The 18,987-nt window shown below is 64.2% G+C and carries 20 protein-coding genes; 7 read left to right on the top strand and 13 right to left on the bottom strand.

Features of this window, described 5'->3' with window-relative positions:
* Positions 1 to 19 precede the first annotated feature (19 nt).
* Positions 20 to 2,956, bottom strand: coding sequence for a hypothetical protein (locus tag VOI18_RS05615; RefSeq protein WP_323761423.1), 2,937 nt, complete (start codon positions 2,954 to 2,956; stop codon positions 20 to 22).
* 155 nt (positions 2,957 to 3,111) lie between these two features.
* Here VOI18_RS05615 and VOI18_RS05610 point away from each other — a divergent pair, with 155 nt between their 5' ends.
* Together VOI18_RS05610 and VOI18_RS05605 are read left to right on the top strand one after the other, a co-directional pair.
* On the top strand, positions 3,112 to 3,528 hold the full coding sequence (locus VOI18_RS05610; RefSeq protein WP_323761422.1) for an NADH:ubiquinone oxidoreductase subunit NDUFA12: 417 nt from the start codon (positions 3,112 to 3,114) through the stop codon (positions 3,526 to 3,528).
* Positions 3,529 to 3,570: 42 nt separating this feature from the next.
* Entirely contained in the window at positions 3,571 to 4,047 is a 477-nt protein-coding gene (locus VOI18_RS05605; RefSeq protein ID WP_323761421.1) for a DUF2155 domain-containing protein, read from the top strand.
* Here VOI18_RS05605 and aat read toward each other — a convergent pair.
* The 4 genes from aat to aroQ are packed head-to-tail and all read right to left on the bottom strand — an operon-like array spanning position 4,014 to position 7,011.
* Positions 4,014 to 4,664 carry a leucyl/phenylalanyl-tRNA--protein transferase gene (gene aat / locus VOI18_RS05600; protein WP_323761514.1) on the bottom strand — a complete coding sequence of 217 codons (651 nt, stop codon included), beginning with the start codon at positions 4,662 to 4,664 and terminating at the stop codon, positions 4,014 to 4,016. The genes VOI18_RS05605 and aat overlap by 34 nt on opposite strands.
* A 30-nt stretch (positions 4,665 to 4,694) precedes the next feature.
* Positions 4,695 to 6,041 carry an acetyl-CoA carboxylase biotin carboxylase subunit gene (gene accC, locus VOI18_RS05595; RefSeq protein WP_323761420.1) on the bottom strand — a complete coding sequence of 449 codons (1,347 nt, stop codon included), beginning with the start codon at positions 6,039 to 6,041 and terminating at the stop codon, positions 4,695 to 4,697.
* A 25-nt stretch (positions 6,042 to 6,066) separates the two neighbouring features.
* The gene (accB, locus tag VOI18_RS05590) at positions 6,067 to 6,549 is read right to left on the bottom strand and encodes an acetyl-CoA carboxylase biotin carboxyl carrier protein (protein ID WP_323761419.1); all 483 of its coding nucleotides are present in this window, start codon (positions 6,547 to 6,549) and stop codon (positions 6,067 to 6,069) included.
* Between the two features lie 21 nt (positions 6,550 to 6,570).
* Positions 6,571 to 7,011, bottom strand: a complete 441-nt coding sequence (gene aroQ, locus VOI18_RS05585) for a type II 3-dehydroquinate dehydratase (protein WP_323761418.1) — start codon at positions 7,009 to 7,011, stop codon at positions 6,571 to 6,573.
* 76 nt (positions 7,012 to 7,087) lie between these two features.
* Between aroQ and thiS the strand changes: the two genes are divergently transcribed.
* Entirely contained in the window at positions 7,088 to 7,288 is a 201-nt protein-coding gene (gene thiS, locus VOI18_RS05580; RefSeq protein ID WP_041637380.1) for a sulfur carrier protein ThiS, read from the top strand.
* 1 nt (position 7,289) lies between these two features.
* Positions 7,290 to 8,093 carry a thiazole synthase gene (locus VOI18_RS05575; RefSeq protein WP_323761417.1) on the top strand — a complete coding sequence of 268 codons (804 nt, stop codon included), beginning with the start codon at positions 7,290 to 7,292 and terminating at the stop codon, positions 8,091 to 8,093.
* Here VOI18_RS05575 and VOI18_RS05570 read toward each other — a convergent pair.
* Positions 8,090 to 8,833 (bottom strand): DsbA family protein, encoded by a 744-nt coding sequence (locus tag VOI18_RS05570; protein ID WP_323761416.1) that lies wholly within the window; start codon positions 8,831 to 8,833, stop codon positions 8,090 to 8,092. The genes VOI18_RS05575 and VOI18_RS05570 overlap by 4 nt on opposite strands.
* Before the next feature lie 112 nt (positions 8,834 to 8,945).
* Entirely contained in the window at positions 8,946 to 9,407 is a 462-nt protein-coding gene (locus VOI18_RS05565) for a RidA family protein (protein WP_323761415.1), read from the bottom strand.
* 104 nt (positions 9,408 to 9,511) lie between these two features.
* Here VOI18_RS05565 and VOI18_RS05560 point away from each other — a divergent pair, with 104 nt between their 5' ends.
* Positions 9,512 to 10,390 carry a serine aminopeptidase domain-containing protein gene (locus VOI18_RS05560; protein ID WP_323761414.1) on the top strand — a complete coding sequence of 293 codons (879 nt, stop codon included), beginning with the start codon at positions 9,512 to 9,514 and terminating at the stop codon, positions 10,388 to 10,390.
* On the opposite strand, the gene VOI18_RS05555 is transcribed toward VOI18_RS05560, so the two are convergent.
* Both VOI18_RS05555 and VOI18_RS05550 read right to left on the bottom strand, forming a co-directional pair.
* Positions 10,350 to 11,648 carry a DNA polymerase IV gene (locus tag VOI18_RS05555; protein WP_323761413.1) on the bottom strand — a complete coding sequence of 433 codons (1,299 nt, stop codon included), beginning with the start codon at positions 11,646 to 11,648 and terminating at the stop codon, positions 10,350 to 10,352. The genes VOI18_RS05560 and VOI18_RS05555 overlap by 41 nt on opposite strands.
* The gene (locus VOI18_RS05550) at positions 11,645 to 12,553 is read right to left on the bottom strand and encodes an ROK family protein (protein ID WP_323761412.1); all 909 of its coding nucleotides are present in this window, start codon (positions 12,551 to 12,553) and stop codon (positions 11,645 to 11,647) included. The genes VOI18_RS05555 and VOI18_RS05550 overlap by 4 nt, the downstream gene beginning before the upstream one ends.
* Positions 12,554 to 12,734: 181 nt before the next feature.
* Here VOI18_RS05550 and VOI18_RS05545 point away from each other — a divergent pair, with 181 nt between their 5' ends.
* Positions 12,735 to 13,112, top strand: a complete 378-nt coding sequence (locus VOI18_RS05545; protein WP_416374858.1) for a response regulator — start codon at positions 12,735 to 12,737, stop codon at positions 13,110 to 13,112.
* Between the two features lie 12 nt (positions 13,113 to 13,124).
* On the top strand, positions 13,125 to 14,489 hold the full coding sequence (locus VOI18_RS05540; protein WP_323761411.1) for a PleD family two-component system response regulator: 1,365 nt from the start codon (positions 13,125 to 13,127) through the stop codon (positions 14,487 to 14,489).
* A gap of 49 nt (positions 14,490 to 14,538) precedes the next feature.
* Here VOI18_RS05540 and rpmG read toward each other — a convergent pair whose 3' ends face one another.
* From rpmG to rnr, 4 genes are all read right to left on the bottom strand, one after another.
* The gene (gene rpmG, locus VOI18_RS05535; RefSeq protein WP_011643217.1) at positions 14,539 to 14,706 is read right to left on the bottom strand and encodes a 50S ribosomal protein L33; all 168 of its coding nucleotides are present in this window, start codon (positions 14,704 to 14,706) and stop codon (positions 14,539 to 14,541) included.
* A gap of 90 nt (positions 14,707 to 14,796) precedes the next feature.
* Complete coding sequence (locus VOI18_RS05530; protein ID WP_323761410.1) at positions 14,797 to 15,975, bottom strand: MFS transporter; 1,179 nt, start codon at positions 15,973 to 15,975, stop codon at positions 14,797 to 14,799.
* A gap of 67 nt (positions 15,976 to 16,042) precedes the next feature.
* Positions 16,043 to 16,687 carry an NUDIX hydrolase gene (locus VOI18_RS05525; RefSeq protein WP_323761409.1) on the bottom strand — a complete coding sequence of 215 codons (645 nt, stop codon included), beginning with the start codon at positions 16,685 to 16,687 and terminating at the stop codon, positions 16,043 to 16,045.
* A 32-nt stretch (positions 16,688 to 16,719) separates the two neighbouring features.
* Positions 16,720 to 18,984, bottom strand: coding sequence for a ribonuclease R (gene rnr, locus VOI18_RS05520; protein ID WP_323761408.1), 2,265 nt, complete (start codon positions 18,982 to 18,984; stop codon positions 16,720 to 16,722).
* Between the last annotated feature and the right edge of the window lie 3 nt (positions 18,985 to 18,987).

The following is an 18,987-nucleotide window of genomic DNA, read 5'->3' as shown; positions in this document are numbered from 1 at the left end:
CGTCGCCGGATGGCCTGTGTCAGGCTCCGGTCCAGCCACAGGCGTCGCAGGCCTGCCCACCGCTGTCGGTCTCGACCACGGTGAAATGCCCGCAATCGGGGCAGGGCGCGCCGGTGTAGACCGAGATGTCACGTGTGGTCGTCCGGCTGGTGCTCCGGTCGTCCAGTTCATAATGCCCGGACGTGGCCTCGCCGCCGGTTGCCGCCTTTTTGGGCGCGTTGGCGAACATCAGGATATTGTCGGGGACCTGACCGCGCGAAAAGCCGCGGGAGATGAATTTCGCAGCATCCTCCCGGGCCAGCTTCTCTTCCTCGACCCCGCGCCCCAGACCGCCGGGATCAGCCTTGTCCGGGGAGAGTTCGGCCAGGTCATCGCGGCCGAGATAGGACACGCCCAGTTCGCGGAACAGATAGTCCAGGATCGAGGTCGCATGCTGGATGGAATCATTGCCCTGGACAGCGCCGGCCGGTTCGAACCGTGTGTAGACGAAGGCGTCGACAAATTCCTCGAGCGGGACGCCGTATTGCAGGCCGATCGAAATGGCTATGGCGAAATTGTTCATCAGCGAGCGGAAGGCTGCGCCCTCCTTGTGCATGTCGATGAAGATCTCGCCGAGCTCGCCATCATCAAACTCGCCGGTATGCAGGTAGACCTTGTGGCCGCCGACCGTTGCTTTCTGGATGTAACCCTTGCGACGATCCGGCAGCTTGCGGCGGCTGGCCGGCTTTTCGATCACCCGTTCGACGGTGCGCTCGACGATCCGTTCGGTGGCCGGCGCCTCGGCGGCATAATCGCCCTTGTCGAAGTCGATCGAGGGGAGCAGGTCGAACAGGCCCGACGCAGTCCGGCGGACGGACAGGTCGCGAAGACCCAACTCTCCGCCCAGGTCAATCAGGTTTGCGACATCGTCGATGGTGGCCTCGCCGTCGAGGGTCAGCTCAAGGGCGCAACAGCCTTCGATCTGGCCCTCGATGGCCGCCGCCATGAGCATCCGGTCCTGCTGGCCGGGTTCGTCAAACACCGACCGGATGGTTGCTGGCAGGTCGGGAGCCTGAGACAGGTCGCCGGTCCCATGGGCGTGAGCATCGGCGGCACGGATATCGTCTTCGGTAAAGCCGATGGCACCACACAGCGCATTGCCATGTCGTTCGATAATGTCGCTGGTCAGGCCCAGCGTATCGCGGCAGGTGCGATCGCCCAGTGTCCAGCGATTGACCGCGTGGCGGACCGAGGCGCCTTCGGCAATCGAATCTTCCAGCCGCTCGAGCGCTTCGGACGGAACACCGCGGTCCATCAGGTCCTCAAGTGATATTCCGGGGGCACCGCGCAGGCTGCCATGCCCGGCGGCGTGGTCTTCGGCGCACTCGACGTCGGTGACGCTGCAGCCCAGCGCCAGAAGGCCCGCTCGTGCACAATCGCGAAGGCGCTGTCCGCCGGCCATGCTGGCATCCGACGTGGTCGCAGACTTGACGGGCGCCGCGCCGGAACTGTCAGCGTCGAGCAGTCCGGCGATCTCCGGGGCGGGCGCGCGGCAGACAAGCGTGGGGCCGGGCCGCGCGAGCGCAGCCTTGGGCAGGAAAGGCGGTGCGCTGGAGGACAGTCGCTCGATCAGCTGGGCGAAGCCGGACGGCAATTCGTCCAGCGCCGGCCGCTCGCCAAGTCCGGGCGCTGCGGCGCCGGTTTCCATCGCAACCTCACGCAGGGTGCGGGTGGCGAAGTGGGCCAGGGCGGCGGCTGTCTGACGCGCGCTCTCGCTGCCATAGGCCTGACCGCTGGCCATCAGCAGCGCGCCCAAACCGGTCAGGGCGATCGACCCGGCCGAGCCGGCACCCTTCGGGGCGCTCATGGTCAGCGCGATTGCCCAGTATCGCAGGGTGTCGCACAGGATTTCGGCCTGAAATGCATGACTCTCGTCGAGGAAGGCCGGCAGGTTGACGTAAATGGTCGGACCGGTCTCGCTCGGGCTGGCTTGAAATGCCAGGGTCGGGGTTCCGAAGCTCCAGACCGTCCGCGCGATTCCTGTGCGGAAATCGCGGGCCCTGACGGCACCTCCATCCTGTTCAAAGGTCCAGGCCTCATCGTCCGCGACCGCCTTGCCGAACGCGCGCGGCACATGCAGGACCGCCGGACGGGCAGGCACGGCATCGGGAATCAGGGCGGAAAGGGCGTCGTCATCGGTTCCCTGGCGGGCCAGGGAGAGGGCGCGTTCGACCGCCTCTTCGGCGACTCCGTCCTTCAGGGCGCGGCGCATGGCCCGCGCGAGAGCCGCATTGCGGCGCGGGTCGAAGCAGTCCTCGACATCGCCAGAGCAGCGGCGGACCGCTTCGCCGATCGCCTCGAGGCGATCCCGGGTGACACGAGCGCCAACGTCGAGGACTGAGGCCCGCAAGGCGGTTTCGGCGACCCTGCGCAGATGTTCGGGCGCCTGCCGGGAATTGACGCGAATGGTCAAGGGGGCGGCGCGGGCCGGTGTATCGCTGGCTGCGTCGCCATAAGCCCAGTCCACGCCGCCATTGCGGATCAGATCGGCATCCGGCACCACGAGACGACCGCTGAGGCTGGCGGACAATTCTTGGGCGAACAGGTCGGCCTCTTCGTCGCTGTTGAAGGCGCCCTGACGCGCTGCCGACCAGGCGAGAGAGCCGGCCAGTCGACGGCTGACAACGGGAAGGCCTGTCTCAACCACCCGGTCCTCGCCGGCAGCGGATGAAGGCGTGAGTGTGCCGAATGTCTTCGCGCCCTTGCGGGCAGTGGTGTTGGCCGGACGTGGCGTGTCGAGTAGGTCGGCCAGCGTCTGGACCGCGGTCAGCGACCAACCCGACGGCGCGGTCAATTCCCGGTCGAACCCGGACACGGAGCTGTCATCGGGATCGAGGGATGCCAGCTGCCTGGTTTCAGGGGGTCCGCCCAGCGCGGATTCGGCGATAAAATCGGCGATGCGACCGAAGACCTGCATGCGACTTTCCTCTCGTGGCCCGAATCGCCTGTGCGTACGCCCAGTGTATCGTGTTGACGCGTCGTCCTGAAACCCGCCGCGTTCAACACTGGACCCGCCCGCCGGGTAAGGGCATATAAGCCAAGCCTGCCTCGACCGACTCGGAGCCGCTGACAATGTTCGGACTGATCTCAAAATTGTTTGTGTGGTGGAAAGACGCCACGCCGGGAACCTTCCTGACGCTGCGCATGCGCGGTGCCAAACAGGTCGGCTCGGATGAGTACGGCAATCGCTATTTCGAGGAATCCGGTGTCACCGGTCCCGATGGCCAGGGCCAGAAGCGGCGTTGGGTCATCTACAAGGGCTATGCCGATGCGTCGCGCGTGCCCTCCGACTGGCATGGCTGGCTGCATCACACCTTTGACGAATTGCCGACGGACGCGCCTCTCATGCGCCAGGCTTGGGAAAAGGACCATCATCCCAATCTGACAGGCACGGTGCATGCCTACCGGCCGACCGGCTCGCTGGCGGTCACTGATCGTCGCCAGTCGACCACAGGTGATTATCAGGCCTGGTCGCCGGACGAGGCATAATCCGCCTTTACCGCGTCACATTCCCGCGACAGGGTAAGCACCATGAAAACCTGTGTTCTCGTTTCGATTGTTTCGCTTGTGCTGGCCGCGCCTGTGTGGTCGCAGGGCAGTGCGCAGCCCGCCTCCGACTCCGCGGCGGACGCTGCCGACCTCCTGCGGCGTGATGATCCCGACAATTCGGTTGAACGCGGCCCGCTTTCGTCCGAGCCAGGGAGTGTTGTGGTTCTGCGGGGTCTCGACAAGGTGACCGCCCGGACCCGTGACTTTGAAGTCGCGATTGGCGACACAGCCCAGTTCGGTGCCCTGTCAATCACGGCGCAATATTGCCGCAAGCGGCCGCCCGAGGAGACTCCCGAAACCTACGCCTTCCTGCAGATCAATGATCGCCGGACGGATGGTTTTGGCGTTGATGTCGAGGGTGAGCAGGTTTTTTCCGGTTGGATGTTTGCCTCGCGCCCGGCACAAAACCCGCTCGAACATCCGGTCTACGATGTCTGGGTGGTCGACTGCAGGGCCTGAGGACCGGAAATTTCGTCCGGCAATGCGTTGAAATCAGCCTCAAAAATCAAGGCATCGGCCAACCGTTCACGATACGCGCTGCGCGGAATGGTGAGCGCGCCAAAGGATTCCAGATGCGCAGTGGTGAACTGGGTGTCCAAAAGCGTATAACCGCCCGCCTTCAAGCGCGCGATGAGGTGCACGAGCGCGACTTTTGACGCATCCCGCCTGACCGAGAACATGCTCTCGCCGAAAAATGCTGCCCCGAGGGAAACCCCGTACAGGCCGCCGACCATTTCTCCAGCGGACCAGCATTCGACCGAATGGGCGTAACCCGCCGCGTGAAGTTCGGAATAGAGCCGGATGATTGAATCGTTGATCCAGGTCTCCTCGCGGTCGGCTGACGGCTGTGCGCAGCCAGCGACGACGGCCGCAAAGTCCTGATCGACCGTTACCTGGAACACGTCCTGCCGGACTTTTTTTCGCAGGCTCCGCGAAACATGGAAAGCATTGAGCGGGATGATGCCGCGCTCGTCCGGATCGAGGAGGTAGATCCGCGGATCATCACGGCCTTCCGCCATTGGGAAGACGCCGCGGGCGTAGCAGTTGAGCAATTCCTCGGCGCCAAATCCGCGCATGATCACTCCTGTACCAACCGGCCGGAGGGATCAGCTCTCCCGGCTTGCCAACCAGTCTTCCAGCCAACGGATGTGGTAGTTGCCGCTGACGAAATCGGGTTCCTCAAGCAGGTCGAGGAAGATCGGGATCGTCGTCTCGATCCCGCCGACAACCATTTCCTCCAGCGACCGGCGCAGCCGCAACAGGGCTTCCTGGCGGGTGCGCCCATGCACGATCAGCTTGCCGATCAGGCTGTCATAATAGGGTGGAATGGAATAACCGGCATAAAGGGCGGAATCGAGGCGGACGCCAAGGCCGCCGGGCGCGTGGAAGTCCGTGACCAGGCCCGGAGACGGCGCAAAGGTGCGCGCGTTTTCGGCATTGATTCGGCATTCGATGGCCCAGCCTTCAAAAGTCACATCGGACTGCTTGATGTCGAGCTTCTGGCCATCGGCAACGCGGATCTGTTCGCGCACCAGGTCGATGCCGGTGATCATCTCGGTGACCGGATGCTCCACCTGCAGGCGGGTGTTCATCTCGATGAAGTAGAACTCACCGTTTTCCCACAGGAATTCGATCGTGCCGACACCGCGATAGCCGATCGCCTCGATGGCCCTGCGGACAACATCACCGATCTTCTTGCGATCATCGTCATTGAGGGCCGGTGAGGGGGCTTCCTCGAGGATCTTCTGGTGGCGGCGCTGCAGCGAGCAGTCACGCTCGCCCAGATGGACCACATTGCCATGCGTGTCGGCGAGGATCTGGATCTCGATATGGCGCGGGCGGCCGAGATACTTCTCGATATAGACCGTACCGTCGCCAAAGGCCGCGAGGGCCTCGGTCGAGGCCGTGTCCATGGCTTCTTTCAGGTTGGCGGCTGTCTCGGCCACCTTCATGCCACGGCCGCCGCCACCGGAGGCAGCCTTGATCAGCACCGGGTAGCCGATCTGCTCGGCGATCGGCACCGCGTCTTCATAGCTGTCGACGCCGCCCTCGGACCCTGGAACGACCGGAATGCCGGCATCCATGACGGCCTGCTTGGCGGTAATCTTGTCGCCCATCATGCGGATATGGGCCGCCGTCGGTCCGATGAAGGCGAGGCCGTGCGCTTCGACGATCTCGGCGAAACGGGCGTTCTCCGACAGGAAGCCATAGCCCGGGTGGATCGCCTGGGCGCCGGTCACCTCGGCGGCCGTGATAATGGCCGGGATGTTGAGATAGGACTTGTTTGCCGGCGGTGGTCCGATGCACACGCTCTCGTCGGCGAGGCGGACATGCATCGCATTGGCATCGGCCTCGGAGTGCACGGCCACGGTGCGGATGCCCATCTCGCGGCAGGCGCGATGGACGCGAAGGGCAATTTCGCCGCGATTGGCGATCAGGATCTTGTCGAACATGTCGTCGCTCGCCTTGCTGGTCGCGTCAGGACAGGACGAAGAGGGGTTCGCCGTATTCGACCGGCTGCCCGTCTTCGACAAGAATGGCGCTGACCGTGCCGGCTTTCTCTGCCGTGATCGGGTTGAAGGTTTTCATGGCTTCGACCAGCAGGATGGTATCGCCCTTTTTGACCTGGTCGCCGACAGTCACGAAATTGCCGGCATCCGGGTTGGGCCGCAGATAGGCTGTGCCCACCATCGGGGATTTGACCGCGTCCGGATCATCGACCGAGGCTGCCGGGGTCGCGGCAGCAACCGGCGCAGCTGCGGGGGCTGCGGCCGCCGGCGCGGCAGCGGGGGCCGCCACGCTGTGCACGACCGGCGCGGCTGTAATCTGACGGGCGATCTTGAGGCGCAGATCTCCCCGCTCGACTTCGATTTCCGACAGGTCGGTTTCGCGCAGGATGTCGGCGAGTTCGCGGACAAGTTTCGCGCTGATCGGGGAGCGGGGGCGGGAATCAGAACTCATGATGTAAACCCTTTGGTTCCGTCAGTTGCCAAGAGAGGTGATGGCAGCGTTGATGCCCAGAAGGTAGCTTTGCAGACCGAAACCGGTGATCGATCCGCGTGCCGCCCGGGCGATGTAGGAGTGGTGCCGAAATGTTTCGCGTGCTGCCGTCTGACTCAAATGTACTTCGATGACAGGAGGTTCTATCGCGCGAACCGCGTCGTGCAAAGCGACCGATGTATGCGTAAATGCAGCCGGGTTGAAAACCACGGCACAGGCGTTGACGTTTGCGTCATGCAGCCAGTCAATCAGTTCACCTTCATGATTGGACTGGCGAAAGACGATGTCATACCCCAAATCACGGGCATGGTCGGCACAGGCCTGTTCGATCTCGTCCAGGCGCAGCGTCCCGTAAACCTCCGGCTCACGGGTGCCGAGCAGGTTGAGGTTGGGACCGTTGAGAATGTGAATCGGTTGGGTCATGGCCTTGCTTTTCAGCGGTTACGGGATTTACCACGGGTCTAACGAGGGACTCAACGAAAGGCCAGCGAAGACCATGCTGCAGCTGACAGTCAATGGCGAAGGCCGCAAGGTCGCGCCCGATACCAGTGTGAGTGGCCTTGTCACCATACTCGGCCTCGATGGTCGCAAGATCGCCGTCGAGCGTAATCTGGCCATCGTGCCGCGCTCGCAATATGAGCAGACCGCGCTCGCCGATGGCGACCGGATTGAGATCGTCGCGTTTGTTGGAGGTGGATGAGATGGACGACGCAATCACGCTGGAGACAGCCTTCGAGGACAAGCCGCTGGTCGTGGCCGGTCGCGCCTTCACCTCGCGCCTGATCATCGGTACCGGCAAGTACAAGACCTACGCCCAGAACGCTCAGGCGCTCGAGGCCTCCGGCGCCGAGATGATCACCGTCGCCATCCGCCGGGTAAACCTGTCCAATCCGGACGAGCCGCGCCTGGTCGATTTCATTTCGCCGGAGGATTACACTTTCCTGCCCAACACCGCCGGCTGTTTCACCGGCGAGGACGCCGTGCGTACGCTGCGCCTGGCACGCGAGGCCGGCGGCTGGAATCTGGTCAAGCTGGAAGTCCTGTCCGACCCCAAACACCTTTATCCCGACATGGCCGAGACGCTGCGGGCCGCTGAGCTTTTGATCCAGGACGGGTTCGACGTCATGGTCTATTGCTCGGACGATCCGGTCTACGCGAAGAAGCTGGAAGAGATCGGCTGTTGCGCGATCATGCCGCTGGGCGCGCCGATCGGCTCGGGCCTGGGCATCCAGAACCCGGTCAATATCCGCCTCATCATCGAGCAGACAAAGGTGCCGGTCATCGTCGATGCCGGAGTCGGGACGGCTTCAGACGCCACGGTGGCCATGGAACTGGGGTGTGACGGCGTGTTGATGAACACGGCCATCGCCGAAGCGAAAGACCCGATCCGCATGGCGCGGGCCATGCGCCATGCGGTCATTGCCGGTCGTGAAAGCTATCTGGCCGGGCGCATGCCCAAGAAGCGCTACGCCGATCCGTCCAGCCCGCTGTCCGGTTTGATCTAGCCGCGCAGGGCGGCGGCCAACGCCTCGTTCAAAGCCATCTCGTTGGCCCCGGGCACGACCACGCCGTCGACAATGAAGAAGGGGGTGCCGGTCACGTTGAGGGCCCGGCCCAGCGAGCGCACCTGATTGATGTGGGCCATGATTTCCGGATCCTCCATGTCGGCCCGCATGCGGGCGACATCGACACCGGAGACCGCGGCAAGCTGGTCAATGCGTGACCCTGGCAGCGGGCCCGATGAACGGATGAGGGCCATGTGGAAGGCCGCATAGACCGCCTCACCCTGGCGAAGGGCTGCGATCGCGGCACGCGAGGCCTCCACCGACTCCTCGCCAAGGATCGGGTATTCCTTGAACAGGATCTGCACCCGGTCGCCATACTCCTCGCGGACGTTTTCAACCCATGAGGCAGCCACCCGGCAATAGGAACACTTGTAATCCATGAATTCGACGATCACGACGTCGGCGTCGTCAGGACCCAGGCGCGGATCGCGCGGATCATTGTAGATGGCAACCTCATTGGCGGAGAGGGCGTCGTACACCGACTGCATTTCCCGAGCCCGGGCGCGGCGTTGCAGCTCGATCAGCGCCTCTTCAATGATTTCCGGATTCTCCAGGATGTATTCGCGTACCAGCTCGCGGACTTCGTCGCGTTCCGGCTCGGACAGCTGGGCGGAAGCGGCCGGCTGTTGGCAGCCGAGCAGGGCGACCGTGGCCGCAAGAAAGACAAACAAGCGATGCATGGGGCAGTCTCCGTGGTTCCGCGTCTGTCTAGCGCAGCGATCAACCCGTTGCGAGGGGCGGGCCTGTAAAATCCGCGTGTTTGCGGGCGGGCGGTGTTTCGCCAGGTACCCGTCAGACGATCTCGAACACGCCGTCGACTTCGACAGCAGCACCCAGGGGCAGAACCGGGCAGGACACGGCAGAGCGGGCGTGACGGCCGGCCTCGTCAAAGACCGCGACCATCAGGTCTGAACACCCGTTGATGACCAGCGGGATGTCGGTAAAGCCCGGCACTGCAGCAACAAATCCGCCCAGTTTCACAACGCGCTTGAGGCGGGCAAGGTCACCGCCGCAAGCGGCTTTCAACTGGGCGACGAGATTGATGCCGCACAGCCGGGCCGCCGCCTGACCGGCGGCGACGTCCATATCGCGGCCCAATGTCCCCTTCACCAGCCCGTCCGGTCCGACCGAAACCTGGCCGGAAATGAAGACCTGGTTGCCGGTCTGAACGAAGGGCACATAATTGGCGACCGGTGCGACCGGTTCCGGCAAGGTGATTTCAAGATCGGCGAGACGGGTATCGATAGCGGACATGTCGGCCTCCGGTGTGTGTGATCGAAGCGGAGATTAGCGCCGTATCCCGGCCATGCAATCTGCGCGCTTGACTTGACGCGCGCGTCATCCCGCATGGTGTGGTCATGATGACCCTGCTCCACGAAGAAGAAATCCGGTTCGACGCCCGCGACGGCTATTCCTTGTCGGGCCGGATCATCGCGCCGGACAATCCGAGCGCGGCTGTGCTCATTTCGTCAGGGACAGGCTTTCCCAAAGGCCTGTATCGACGCCTGGCCCTGGCCGGCGCCGAGGCGGGCTTTGCCTGCCTGATCTATGATTATCGCGGTATTGGCGGGTCGGCACCAAAACAGATGCGCGGCTTCAAGGCGGACATCGTCGACTGGGGCCGCCTCGACCATGCTGCCGCCCTGGATCGGGCTGCGGCTTTGGCTCCGGGGCAGCCGCTTTACACGATTGGCCATTCGGTCGGCGGGCACCTGACCGGTTTTGCCGACAATGCGACGGCACCGCTTGCGCATGCCTTCATCACGGTCGGCACCGGTTATTGGGGGGCGCATGAAGTGTCCTACCGTCCGTCGGCGCTGTTGTTCTGGTTGCTCTATGGCCCGGCCTGTCTGGCGTTGACCGGCCATATTCCGGCGGGCGGTGTCTGGGGCGGCACGGCCCTGCCACGCGATGTCTTCCTGCAATGGCGCCAGTGGGCGTCCAAGCCTGACTATTTCGGTCATTATCTCGATCAGCTGACCCCGCATCATTTCGACGCCGTGACAGCCCCGATCCGCTCCTGGTCGTTCTCGGACGACCGGCTTTGCGCTCGCCGGTCAGCCGAGGACCTGTTGAAGCTCTATCCCAATGCCGCCACCGAGCACCGACGCCTCGCCCCGGCCGATATCGGCGCGCATCGGGTCGACCACCATGGTGCCTTCAAGAAAGACGCGGCCGCGTTCTGGCCGTGGATCTTCAACTGGTTTGATCAGGTTTCGGCGTCCGCTTCGCGCTGAGGCCGCGCCCTTTCATCACCGCATCGCTGCCGAAGCGTTCGCGCGCCCTGTCCATGGCGCGTTCGGCCGTGGCACGACGGATGGCCTGGGGATCAAGCAAGTCGCCGGCATCGCCGACGGCATCGCGCAGGCCGGAAAACCCGATCCCGATCAGGCGGAAGCGTGTCCCGTCCACCTCCTTGTCGAGCAGCTCCCGGCCGACCCGGAACAGCGTGTCGGCGAGTTGGCTGGGTTCGCTCAGGGTGCGGCGGCGGGTGCGGGTCTTGAATTGCGCAGTCTTGAGTTTGAGCGTGACAACCAGACCTGACAGTCCCTTGGACTTAATCTGGTCGGCGACTTTTACACTCAGGCGCCAGAGATGTTTCTCCAGTGTCTCGCGGTCGTCATGATCGGCATTGAAGGTGGTTTCGGACGACACGCTTTTGCGTTCGCGTTCCGGTGAGACCTGGCGCCGGTCTTCACCACGCGACAGGCGTGACAGGTGGTAACCCATATCGCCATAGCGCTCGGCCATGCGCTTGTCTCCCTGGCGGCGGATGTCGGACAGGGTGCGGATACCGTCGCGCTCCAGCTTAGCGGCAAAGGCGGGGCCGACGCCGTAGATCGAGCGCACCGGCCGCGGGGCCAGGAAGTCCAGTGCTTCCGCCTCGCCTATCACGGCAAACCCGTTCGGCTTGTCGAGGTCAGAGGCTGTCTTGGCCAGAAACTTGTTGAAGGAAAGGCCGACCGAGACGGTGATCCCGACCTGCTCCTCAATGCGCCTCTGGAGGCGCAACAGGGTGAGGGCTGGCGGTGCGCCGTGCAGCCGGGTCGTGCCGGTGAGGTCAAGGAAGGCCTCGTCGATGGACAGGGGCTCCACCAGTGGCGTGATGTCCTTCATCATGTTGCGGATGCGAAGCCCCTCGTGTGTGTACTTGCCGTGTTCCGGCCGGATCACGACAGCATCGGGGCAGGCCTTCAAGGCCTGGAACATCGGCATGGCCGAGTGAACGCCATACAGGCGCGCGACATAGCAACAGGTCGAAACGACACCGCGTTGTTGGCCGCCGATGATGACCGGCCTGTCCTCCAGCTCCGGATTGTCGCGCTTTTCCACAGCCGCAAAGAAGGCGTCGCAATCGATATGGGCGATGGACAAGGTGTCCAGCTCCGCGTGATGGAGCAATCTGTGACTGCCACACTGCGGGCAGGCATCGACCGGACCGGGCAATGGCGTCAGGCAGGCGCGACAATAACCGGGCAGGCCGGGAGGGCTCACATCCGGACTCCGTCCTCATCCCACAGCCAGGCCGCACCCCGGACGCCGGAGGCATCACCGTGCTCATGGCGAACAATGCCCGTACGACAGACATCCGAGAACAACCAGGCGGGCAGGGCGCGGTTGATCCGCTCGACCAACCCGTCGGCGTTGGATACCCCTCCGCCCAGGACGACGATGTCGGGATCGAGAATGTTGATGACCAAGGCGAGGCCGCGAGCCATTCGTTCGCCGTGACGTTCAATGCTTTCCGACGCCGCGGCGTTGCCGTCCTGTGCCGCGAGGGCGATCTCGCTCGCGTCCAGCGCACCGCCGTTCCGCCGGGCGTGATCGCTGGCCAGGCCGGGGCCGGACAGCCAGGTTTCCAGGCAGCCGGTCCTGCCGCACCAGCAGGCGGGCGGCGCCAGCTCATCGTCTTGTGGCCAGGGCAGCGGCAGATGTCCCCACTCTCCGGCAATTCCCTGCGTGCCATCGATCAGTTGCCCATTGACCACAACGCCGCCACCGACGCCGGTTCCGACTATGACACCGAAAACAACATCGCCGTCGCGCCCGGCCCCGTCGCGGGCCTCCGACAGGGCGAAGCAATTGGCATCATTTGCCATCCTGACAGGGCGTTCGAGCCTGGCTGACAGGTCGTCGCGGAAGGGGCGGCCATTGAGCCAGACCGAGTTGGCATTGCGCATGAGCCCGGTGTCCGGACTTGTCGAGCCAGGGTGCGCCAGTCCGACCCGTGCGGCACCGTGTTCGGCCTCCAGGGCCCGTACAAGTCGCTCGATCTCGCCCAGCGTGCTGTCATAGTCGCGCGGTGTCGGCACACGCCGACGCACACGCTCCTCGCTGCCGGGCGCGAACAGGCGCGCTTCAATCTTGGTTCCGCCAAGGTCGATACCGATACGATTCATGCTGTCGTCCCCTGGCTCGCGGGCTATAATCCGGGTGGCCCCTTTTTGTTCTTATCTTGTACCACGCGACCCGAAAAGTGGCCCTCGACTCATGGTTGGTTAAGGAAAGTCGGGTTTAGTGAAGGTGGGGTTCAACAAGCACGATAAAATATGTGCAAACAACGGGAAGCGCGTCGCCGACATGCTGCAGGTCATGCCCAAAAAGGTCCTGATTGTCGAAGATAACGAGCTGAACATGAAACTGTTCAATGATCTGCTGGAGGCTCATGGCTATGAGACCCTGCAGACCAAGGACGGCTTCAAGGCGCTCGAAATGGCGCGTGAACACACGCCCGATCTGATTCTCATGGATATCCAGCTGCCGGAAGTGTCCGGCCTTGAAGTCACCAAGTGGCTCAAGGACGATGATGCGCTGGCGGCAATTCCGGTGGTCGCTGTCACGGCGTTTGCCATGAAGGGCGACGAGGAGCGCATCCGCGAAGGCGGGTGCGAGGCCTATCTGTCCAAGCCGATTACCGTGGCAACGTTTATTCAGACGGTTCGTCAATTTCTGGACTAGGGGTGGCCGTCGATGAGTGCGCGTATTCTCGTCGTGGACGACCAGGCCGCCAATGTCAGGCTGCTTGAGGCGCGTCTTCAGGCCGAATATTTCGAGGTTTGCACGGCGACCAATGGCGCCGATGCGCTTGTCCTGGCCAAGTCAGAACAGCCCGATCTCATCCTCCTCGACGTCATGATGCCGGGCATGGACGGGTATGAAACCTGTTCCCGGATCAAGGATGACCCCGCCACCCGGCACATACCGGTTGTCATGGTGACCGCGCTCGATCAGCGCGAGGACCGGATCCGGGGTCTGGAAGCCGGCGCCGATGATTTCCTGACCAAGCCGATTGACGATGTCGCGATGTTCGCGCGGGTTCGCAGCCTGTTGCGTCTCAAGGAAGTGCTCGACGAATTGCGTTTCCGCGAGTCCAGTTCGGCGATGTCAGGCATAGCCGGTGAACTGCACGACGATGACGACCTTCCCGCCCGCGTGATCGTGGTCAGCCCTGACCCGCGCGCAACCGGTCGGCTCGCTGCAGCCATGCCGACGACTGCCATCAGCATTCAGATCAACGATCCCGCCACGGCGATCGCGGCTGTTCGCGACGATGCCGACCTGCTGATCGTCGATCTGACAGCGACAGATTTTGATGGGCTCAGGCTGTGCGCGCGCATCCGTTCGGACGCGGCCACCCGCCAGCTTCCGATCCTCGCTGTCGTGCGGCCCGGCGATGTGAAACACGCGGTGCGGGCGCTCGATTTGGGCGTCAATGACATCATCCAGCGTCCGGTGGACGCCGGCGAGCTGACAGCTCGGGCGCGCACACTGCTACGGCGCAAGCGGTATGCTGACCAGCTGCGCTCGCACCTCGACCAGGGCATGGAACATGCGGTGACCGATCAGCTGACCGGCCTGCACAACCGCCGCTATATTTCATCGCGGCTTCGCCAGGCCATGGACAGCGCCGGCAATGGCGGTGCGCCGGTTGCCCTGCTGCTGGCTGATATCGATCATTTCAAATCGATCAATGATTCCTACGGCCATGACGCCGGTGACAGCGTCCTGCGTGATTTTTCGACCCGGTTGCAGACCGGATTGCGCGCGCTCGACCTTGCGGCCCGATACGGTGGTGAGGAATTTGTGGTGGTCATGCCCGGAGCGGGGATGGCCGAGGCCGGAATTGCAGCGGAACGTCTGCGCTCCAGCGTCGCCGGAGCCGGTTTCGATCTGCCTGACGGGACCCGGATCCCGGTGACGGTCAGTATCGGCATTGCCCAGGCCCGCCGCGGCGAGAGCGTCGATGCCTTCCTGCGACGGGCTGACGAGGCGCTCTATGCCGCCAAGAACGCTGGCCGGAATCAAGTTCAGGCCGCGGACAACGCCGCGGCCTGACAAAACTTGATGGTCGAGCGGGGAAAGCCGTTCGAACGGGAAACCCGTCCTACTTGATTTTCGCTTCCTTGAAATCGACGTGCTTGCGGGCGACCGGGTCGTACTTCTTCAGCACGAGCTTCTCGGTCATGGTGCGCGCATTTTTCTTCGTCACGTAGAAATAACCCGTACCAGCCGTGGAGTTCAGGCGGATCTTGATGGTTGTCGGCTTCGCCATGGCTCTAAATGTCCTGGTGCATAGTGTGTGCGCGCGATCGACCCCGTGCCGATGCGAGAGCGCGCGAACATACGCACGGCAGCGCCGCTGTCAACTGTTCCCGGCTGTACGTGATGCACGCCGCCACACCAGTCCAGCATAGACCGCTGCAATCGCGGCCATGACGATCATCAGCCCCTGCGGTCCCACAATATCCATGGCCGTGCCCGACGTTGGCGGCCCGAAAAGCGAGCCGGCACCATAGGCGAAGATGAAGGCGGCGTTGGCGGCGGCGATCCCGCCGCCGGAAAAGCGCTCTCCCAGCAGGGCAAGGCCGACCGTGTAGAGGCCGGACGCGACGCCCGCCTGGATGAAGAAGAGCAGCATCATGCCCGGCAGGAAATCGCCGACCGCCCAGATGGCAAGCGGCGTGACGGCGGCCGTGGTGGCGATCCATTTCAGCGTGTCGCGGCGATCGGTGCGGTCGGCGATCCAGCCCAGCGGGATCTGGAAGGCGAGGGCCCCGGCAGCCGCAGCCATGGCAACCAGGGAAATGCCATGCTCGCTCAGCGCCAGCCGGTCGCCATAGACCGGTGCCAGGGAGAACAGGACGGTTTCCAGGGCGCCAAAGGCCAGGGCCGCCCCGATCGCCGCCGGCGCAGCCTTCGCGGCGCCCAGAATGGCGCGCGGCGAGGCTTCATCCTTGTCCGGGGCCTGGGCCGCCGGACCTTGCAGAAGAATGATGGGAATTGCGCCGATCAGGAAAATCAACCCGCCGACATAGAAGCCGGCATTGCTGACCGCGCCCAGTTGGCCAAAGAGGAAGGCGCCGATCCCGAAACCGCCGGACAGGACTGTCCCGTAAATGCCCAGGATTGTGGCGCGGCGCAGCGGCGTGGCGATCTGGTTGATCCAGGTTTCCGAAACGACAAAGACCACGGTCATGAAGCAGCCCATGACGAAGCGAAGAACAAACCAGGCCGGCACGTTGTCAAAAACGGGAAAGAGCGCGTGCAGCGTGCCGGCCAACACAAGGCTGATCACGATCAGCACGCGTCCCGGAACAAGGGAAAGCAGGCGCGGTACGAGCGGTGCCATGACGAGTGTCGAGGCTGCCGCAGCGGCCCCGTTGAGGCCGACGATCAAACCTGACGCCGTCATCCCTTCCAGGCGCAGCGAGATCAGCGGCATGGAAAGACCGAACACGATTCCGCACACCGCCGCACAACAGATCGCCGCAATCAGCGAGCGGTTGTTGGCAAAACGGGGATCGGTTAGCGGGTTTGTCATGGCTCAGCTATAGCGCTGGCCGGTCCGGACGTCTTGCTCAGGCGGCAGGCGGGCCGCGTCGCGGTGATCAGAGTGCTTCCACGACCATCTTGCCGCGCACGGCCCGCATGCAGCGTGGATGTTCGGGAGCCGGCGGCTGGACGCGCTTGAGTTCATCCAACACGAAATGGGTCACGAAGGGAAGGTCCAGCTGGCGGGCATCGGCCAGTGTGACCCATTGAACATCTTCCAGTTCGTCGCTTGGCTTGGGTGCGCGATCATCCAGCAGCGCCGAGGCGTCGGCGGTGAAGAACCAGGTATCGAAACGGCGGGTGCGGCCCGGCGGGGTGATGGCACGGGTGATGAGTTTGAGCGGGGCGAGGTCCGGCGCGGCGCCGGCGTCGCGGAAGGGTAGCCAATTGACGTGGCGGCTACGAATAGGCGCTTCGCGGGCGATCAGAAGGCCGGTCTCCTCGGCGGTTTCACGGACTGCGGCAGCGGCAGCGGCGCGAGCGCGGGTGGCGGCCATGGTGCGCGACATCACATTCAAAACTTGAGCATCCAGATCGCGCGCAAGCGGAGCCGTGCTGTCGGCCCGGTCGACCCGGCCGCCAGGGAAGACGTATTTGTTGGGCATGAAGACATGCCTGGCCGAGCGCCGTCCCATCAGCACGTCGATCCGGTCGCCTTCGCGCCGGGTGAGGATCAGGGAGGCCGCGAGGCGCGGGCGCATCGGCCTGACATCCTTGCGCGGCCGCTCATCGTTCATCGGCGGCGGCCCTTCTTCCACGGCTTGCCGGAGCGTCGGCCATTGGGTGGTCCGCCGGACTTGGGACGGCGGCGGCCGCTCGGTCGTTCGCCTTTTTCCGCCTCGGTCAGCATGTCCAGCAGAAGGCCGCCGGTGACCGGCTGGGCTTCGTCTATGCGCACCATGACCGGCATGCCGAGCCGGTAGCGCGATCCGGTCTGAAGCCCAACCAGAGCGTGGATCTTCTCGTCGTGTTCGAAGCGCTCCTCTCCCAGCCGGGAGATCGGTACCAGACCGTCGGCGCCGGTCTCGTCCAGCTTCACGAAGCAGCCGAAACGGGTCACCCCGGTGATGCGGCCGGAAAATTCGGCGCCGATCTTGTCGGCCAGGTAGGCGGCGATGAAGCGGTCGACCGCATCACGCTCGGCGGCCATGGCCCGCCGCTCGGCATGGGTGATTTCTTCCGCGATGACGGTGAGGCGACTTCGTTCCTCGTCGCTCTGGCCGTCATCGCCCAGTCCCAACGCCCGGATCAGCGCCCGGTGGACGGTCAGGTCGGCATAGCGGCGGATGGGCGAGGTGAAATGGCCATAGCGCTGCAGGTTGAGCCCGAAATGGCCCTGGTTCTCGGTGTCATAGACCGCCTGTGACTGGCTGCGCAGGACCACCACATTGATCGTTTCATAGTGCTCGGAGCTTTTGGCCTGCTTGAGCAGTTGGTTGAAACGCCCGGTCTCGACCTTGTTGCCCTTCGCCCATTTCATGCCGACGGTCGGCAGGAAGTCGGACAGCGCGTCGATCTTCTCGCGCGAGGGTGGCTCGTGGACGCGGTAGATCAGCGGCGTGCGCTTTTGCTCCAGGGTTTCCGCAGCGCAAACATTGGCCTGGATCATGAATTCTTCGACCAGCTTGTGGGCGTCGAAGCGCTGGCGGGTTTCCACCCCGATCACCTGGCCGTCCTCGCCGACCCGGACCCGCCGCTCCGGTGCGTCGATTTCCAGCGGCTCGCGGCGACCGCGTGCCTCGCGGGCGGCGAAATAGGCCCCCCACAGGGGTTTCAGCACGTCGTCGAGCAGGGCATTGGCCGGACCGCCATCGCGGCCATCAATGGCATCCTGGGCTTGTGTATAGGAGAGCTTGGCGGCCGAGCGCATCCAGCCGCGCATGAAGGTGTGTGAGCGCTTGTTGCCGGACTTGTCGAAGACCATCCGCACCGCCAGGCAAGGCCGGTCTTCCTTCTCTCGCAGCGAGCACAGGTCGTTGGACAGGCGCTCGGGCAGCATCGGCACGACCCGGTCGGGAAGATAGACCGAGTTGCCGCGCTTGAAGGCACCGCGATCGAGCGCGCTGCCGGGTGTTACATAGGCGGCGACATCGGCAATGGCGACGATGACCTGCCAGCCGCCAGGGTTTTTCGGATCGTCGTCGGGTGCGGCCCAGACGGCGTCGTCATGATCCTTGGCGTCGTCCGGGTCGATCGTGATCAGGGGCAGGGCGCGCAGGTCTTCGCGATTGCCCTGTTTCGCCGTCGGAGCCTCGTCGGCCTCGCGCTGTTCGGCCTCGGTAAAGCCTTGGGGAACCCCGTGGGAATACAGCGCGATCAGGCTGCCGGCGCCGGGCGCACTGGCATCGCCGACGACTTCCACGATCCGGGCGGTTTTCAGTCCATGGCGGCGATCCTTGGCGATCTCACACAGGACCAGGTCACCGTCGCGGGCCTTCTCGGCCTCGCCCTTCGCCGGGACCAGCTCATGGCGTGACCGTCGGTCGACCGGCAGGAGCCGGTAGGGCCCCGATTGCGGCTTGCGCAGCATGCACAGGAGTTTGTGGGCGCTCTGGCCGAGCTTCTTGATCAGCCGGGCCTCATAGCTGCCATCGTCTTGTCGAGCGAGGCGGACCAGCGCCTTGTCGCCAATGCCGATGGCCGGTGTGCCCTTGCCACCGGCGCCTTCACCGGGGGCCAGGCGGATCACGGGGGCCTGGCGGTCCGGTCGAACCGGCTCGGCCAGAAGCTCGCCGTCATTGTCGCGTCCCGTCAGCTGGACGACGCAAACCGCTGGCAGGGCGCCGGGCAGGGAATAGGTCTTGCTGTTCGAGCGGGTCAGGGTGCCGTCTTCGGTCAGTGCGGCGAGCGCGTCGTTGAGGGCCCGCTTGGCATCGCTGCCCTTCAGGGACATCGCCCGGGCCAGCTCGCGCTTTCCATATTCACCGCCACCCTCGCGGACGGCGTCAATGACCGCCTCGCGGTTCAGGCCGGCATCAAACTCTGTCTTGCCGGCCATCAG

The organism is Maricaulis sp., assembly GCF_034670125.1.
GTDB lineage: Bacteria > Pseudomonadota > Alphaproteobacteria > Caulobacterales > Maricaulaceae > Maricaulis.
The sequence above is the reverse complement of the archived record's forward strand: the minus strand, read 5'-3'. Positions and strand labels throughout refer to the sequence as shown.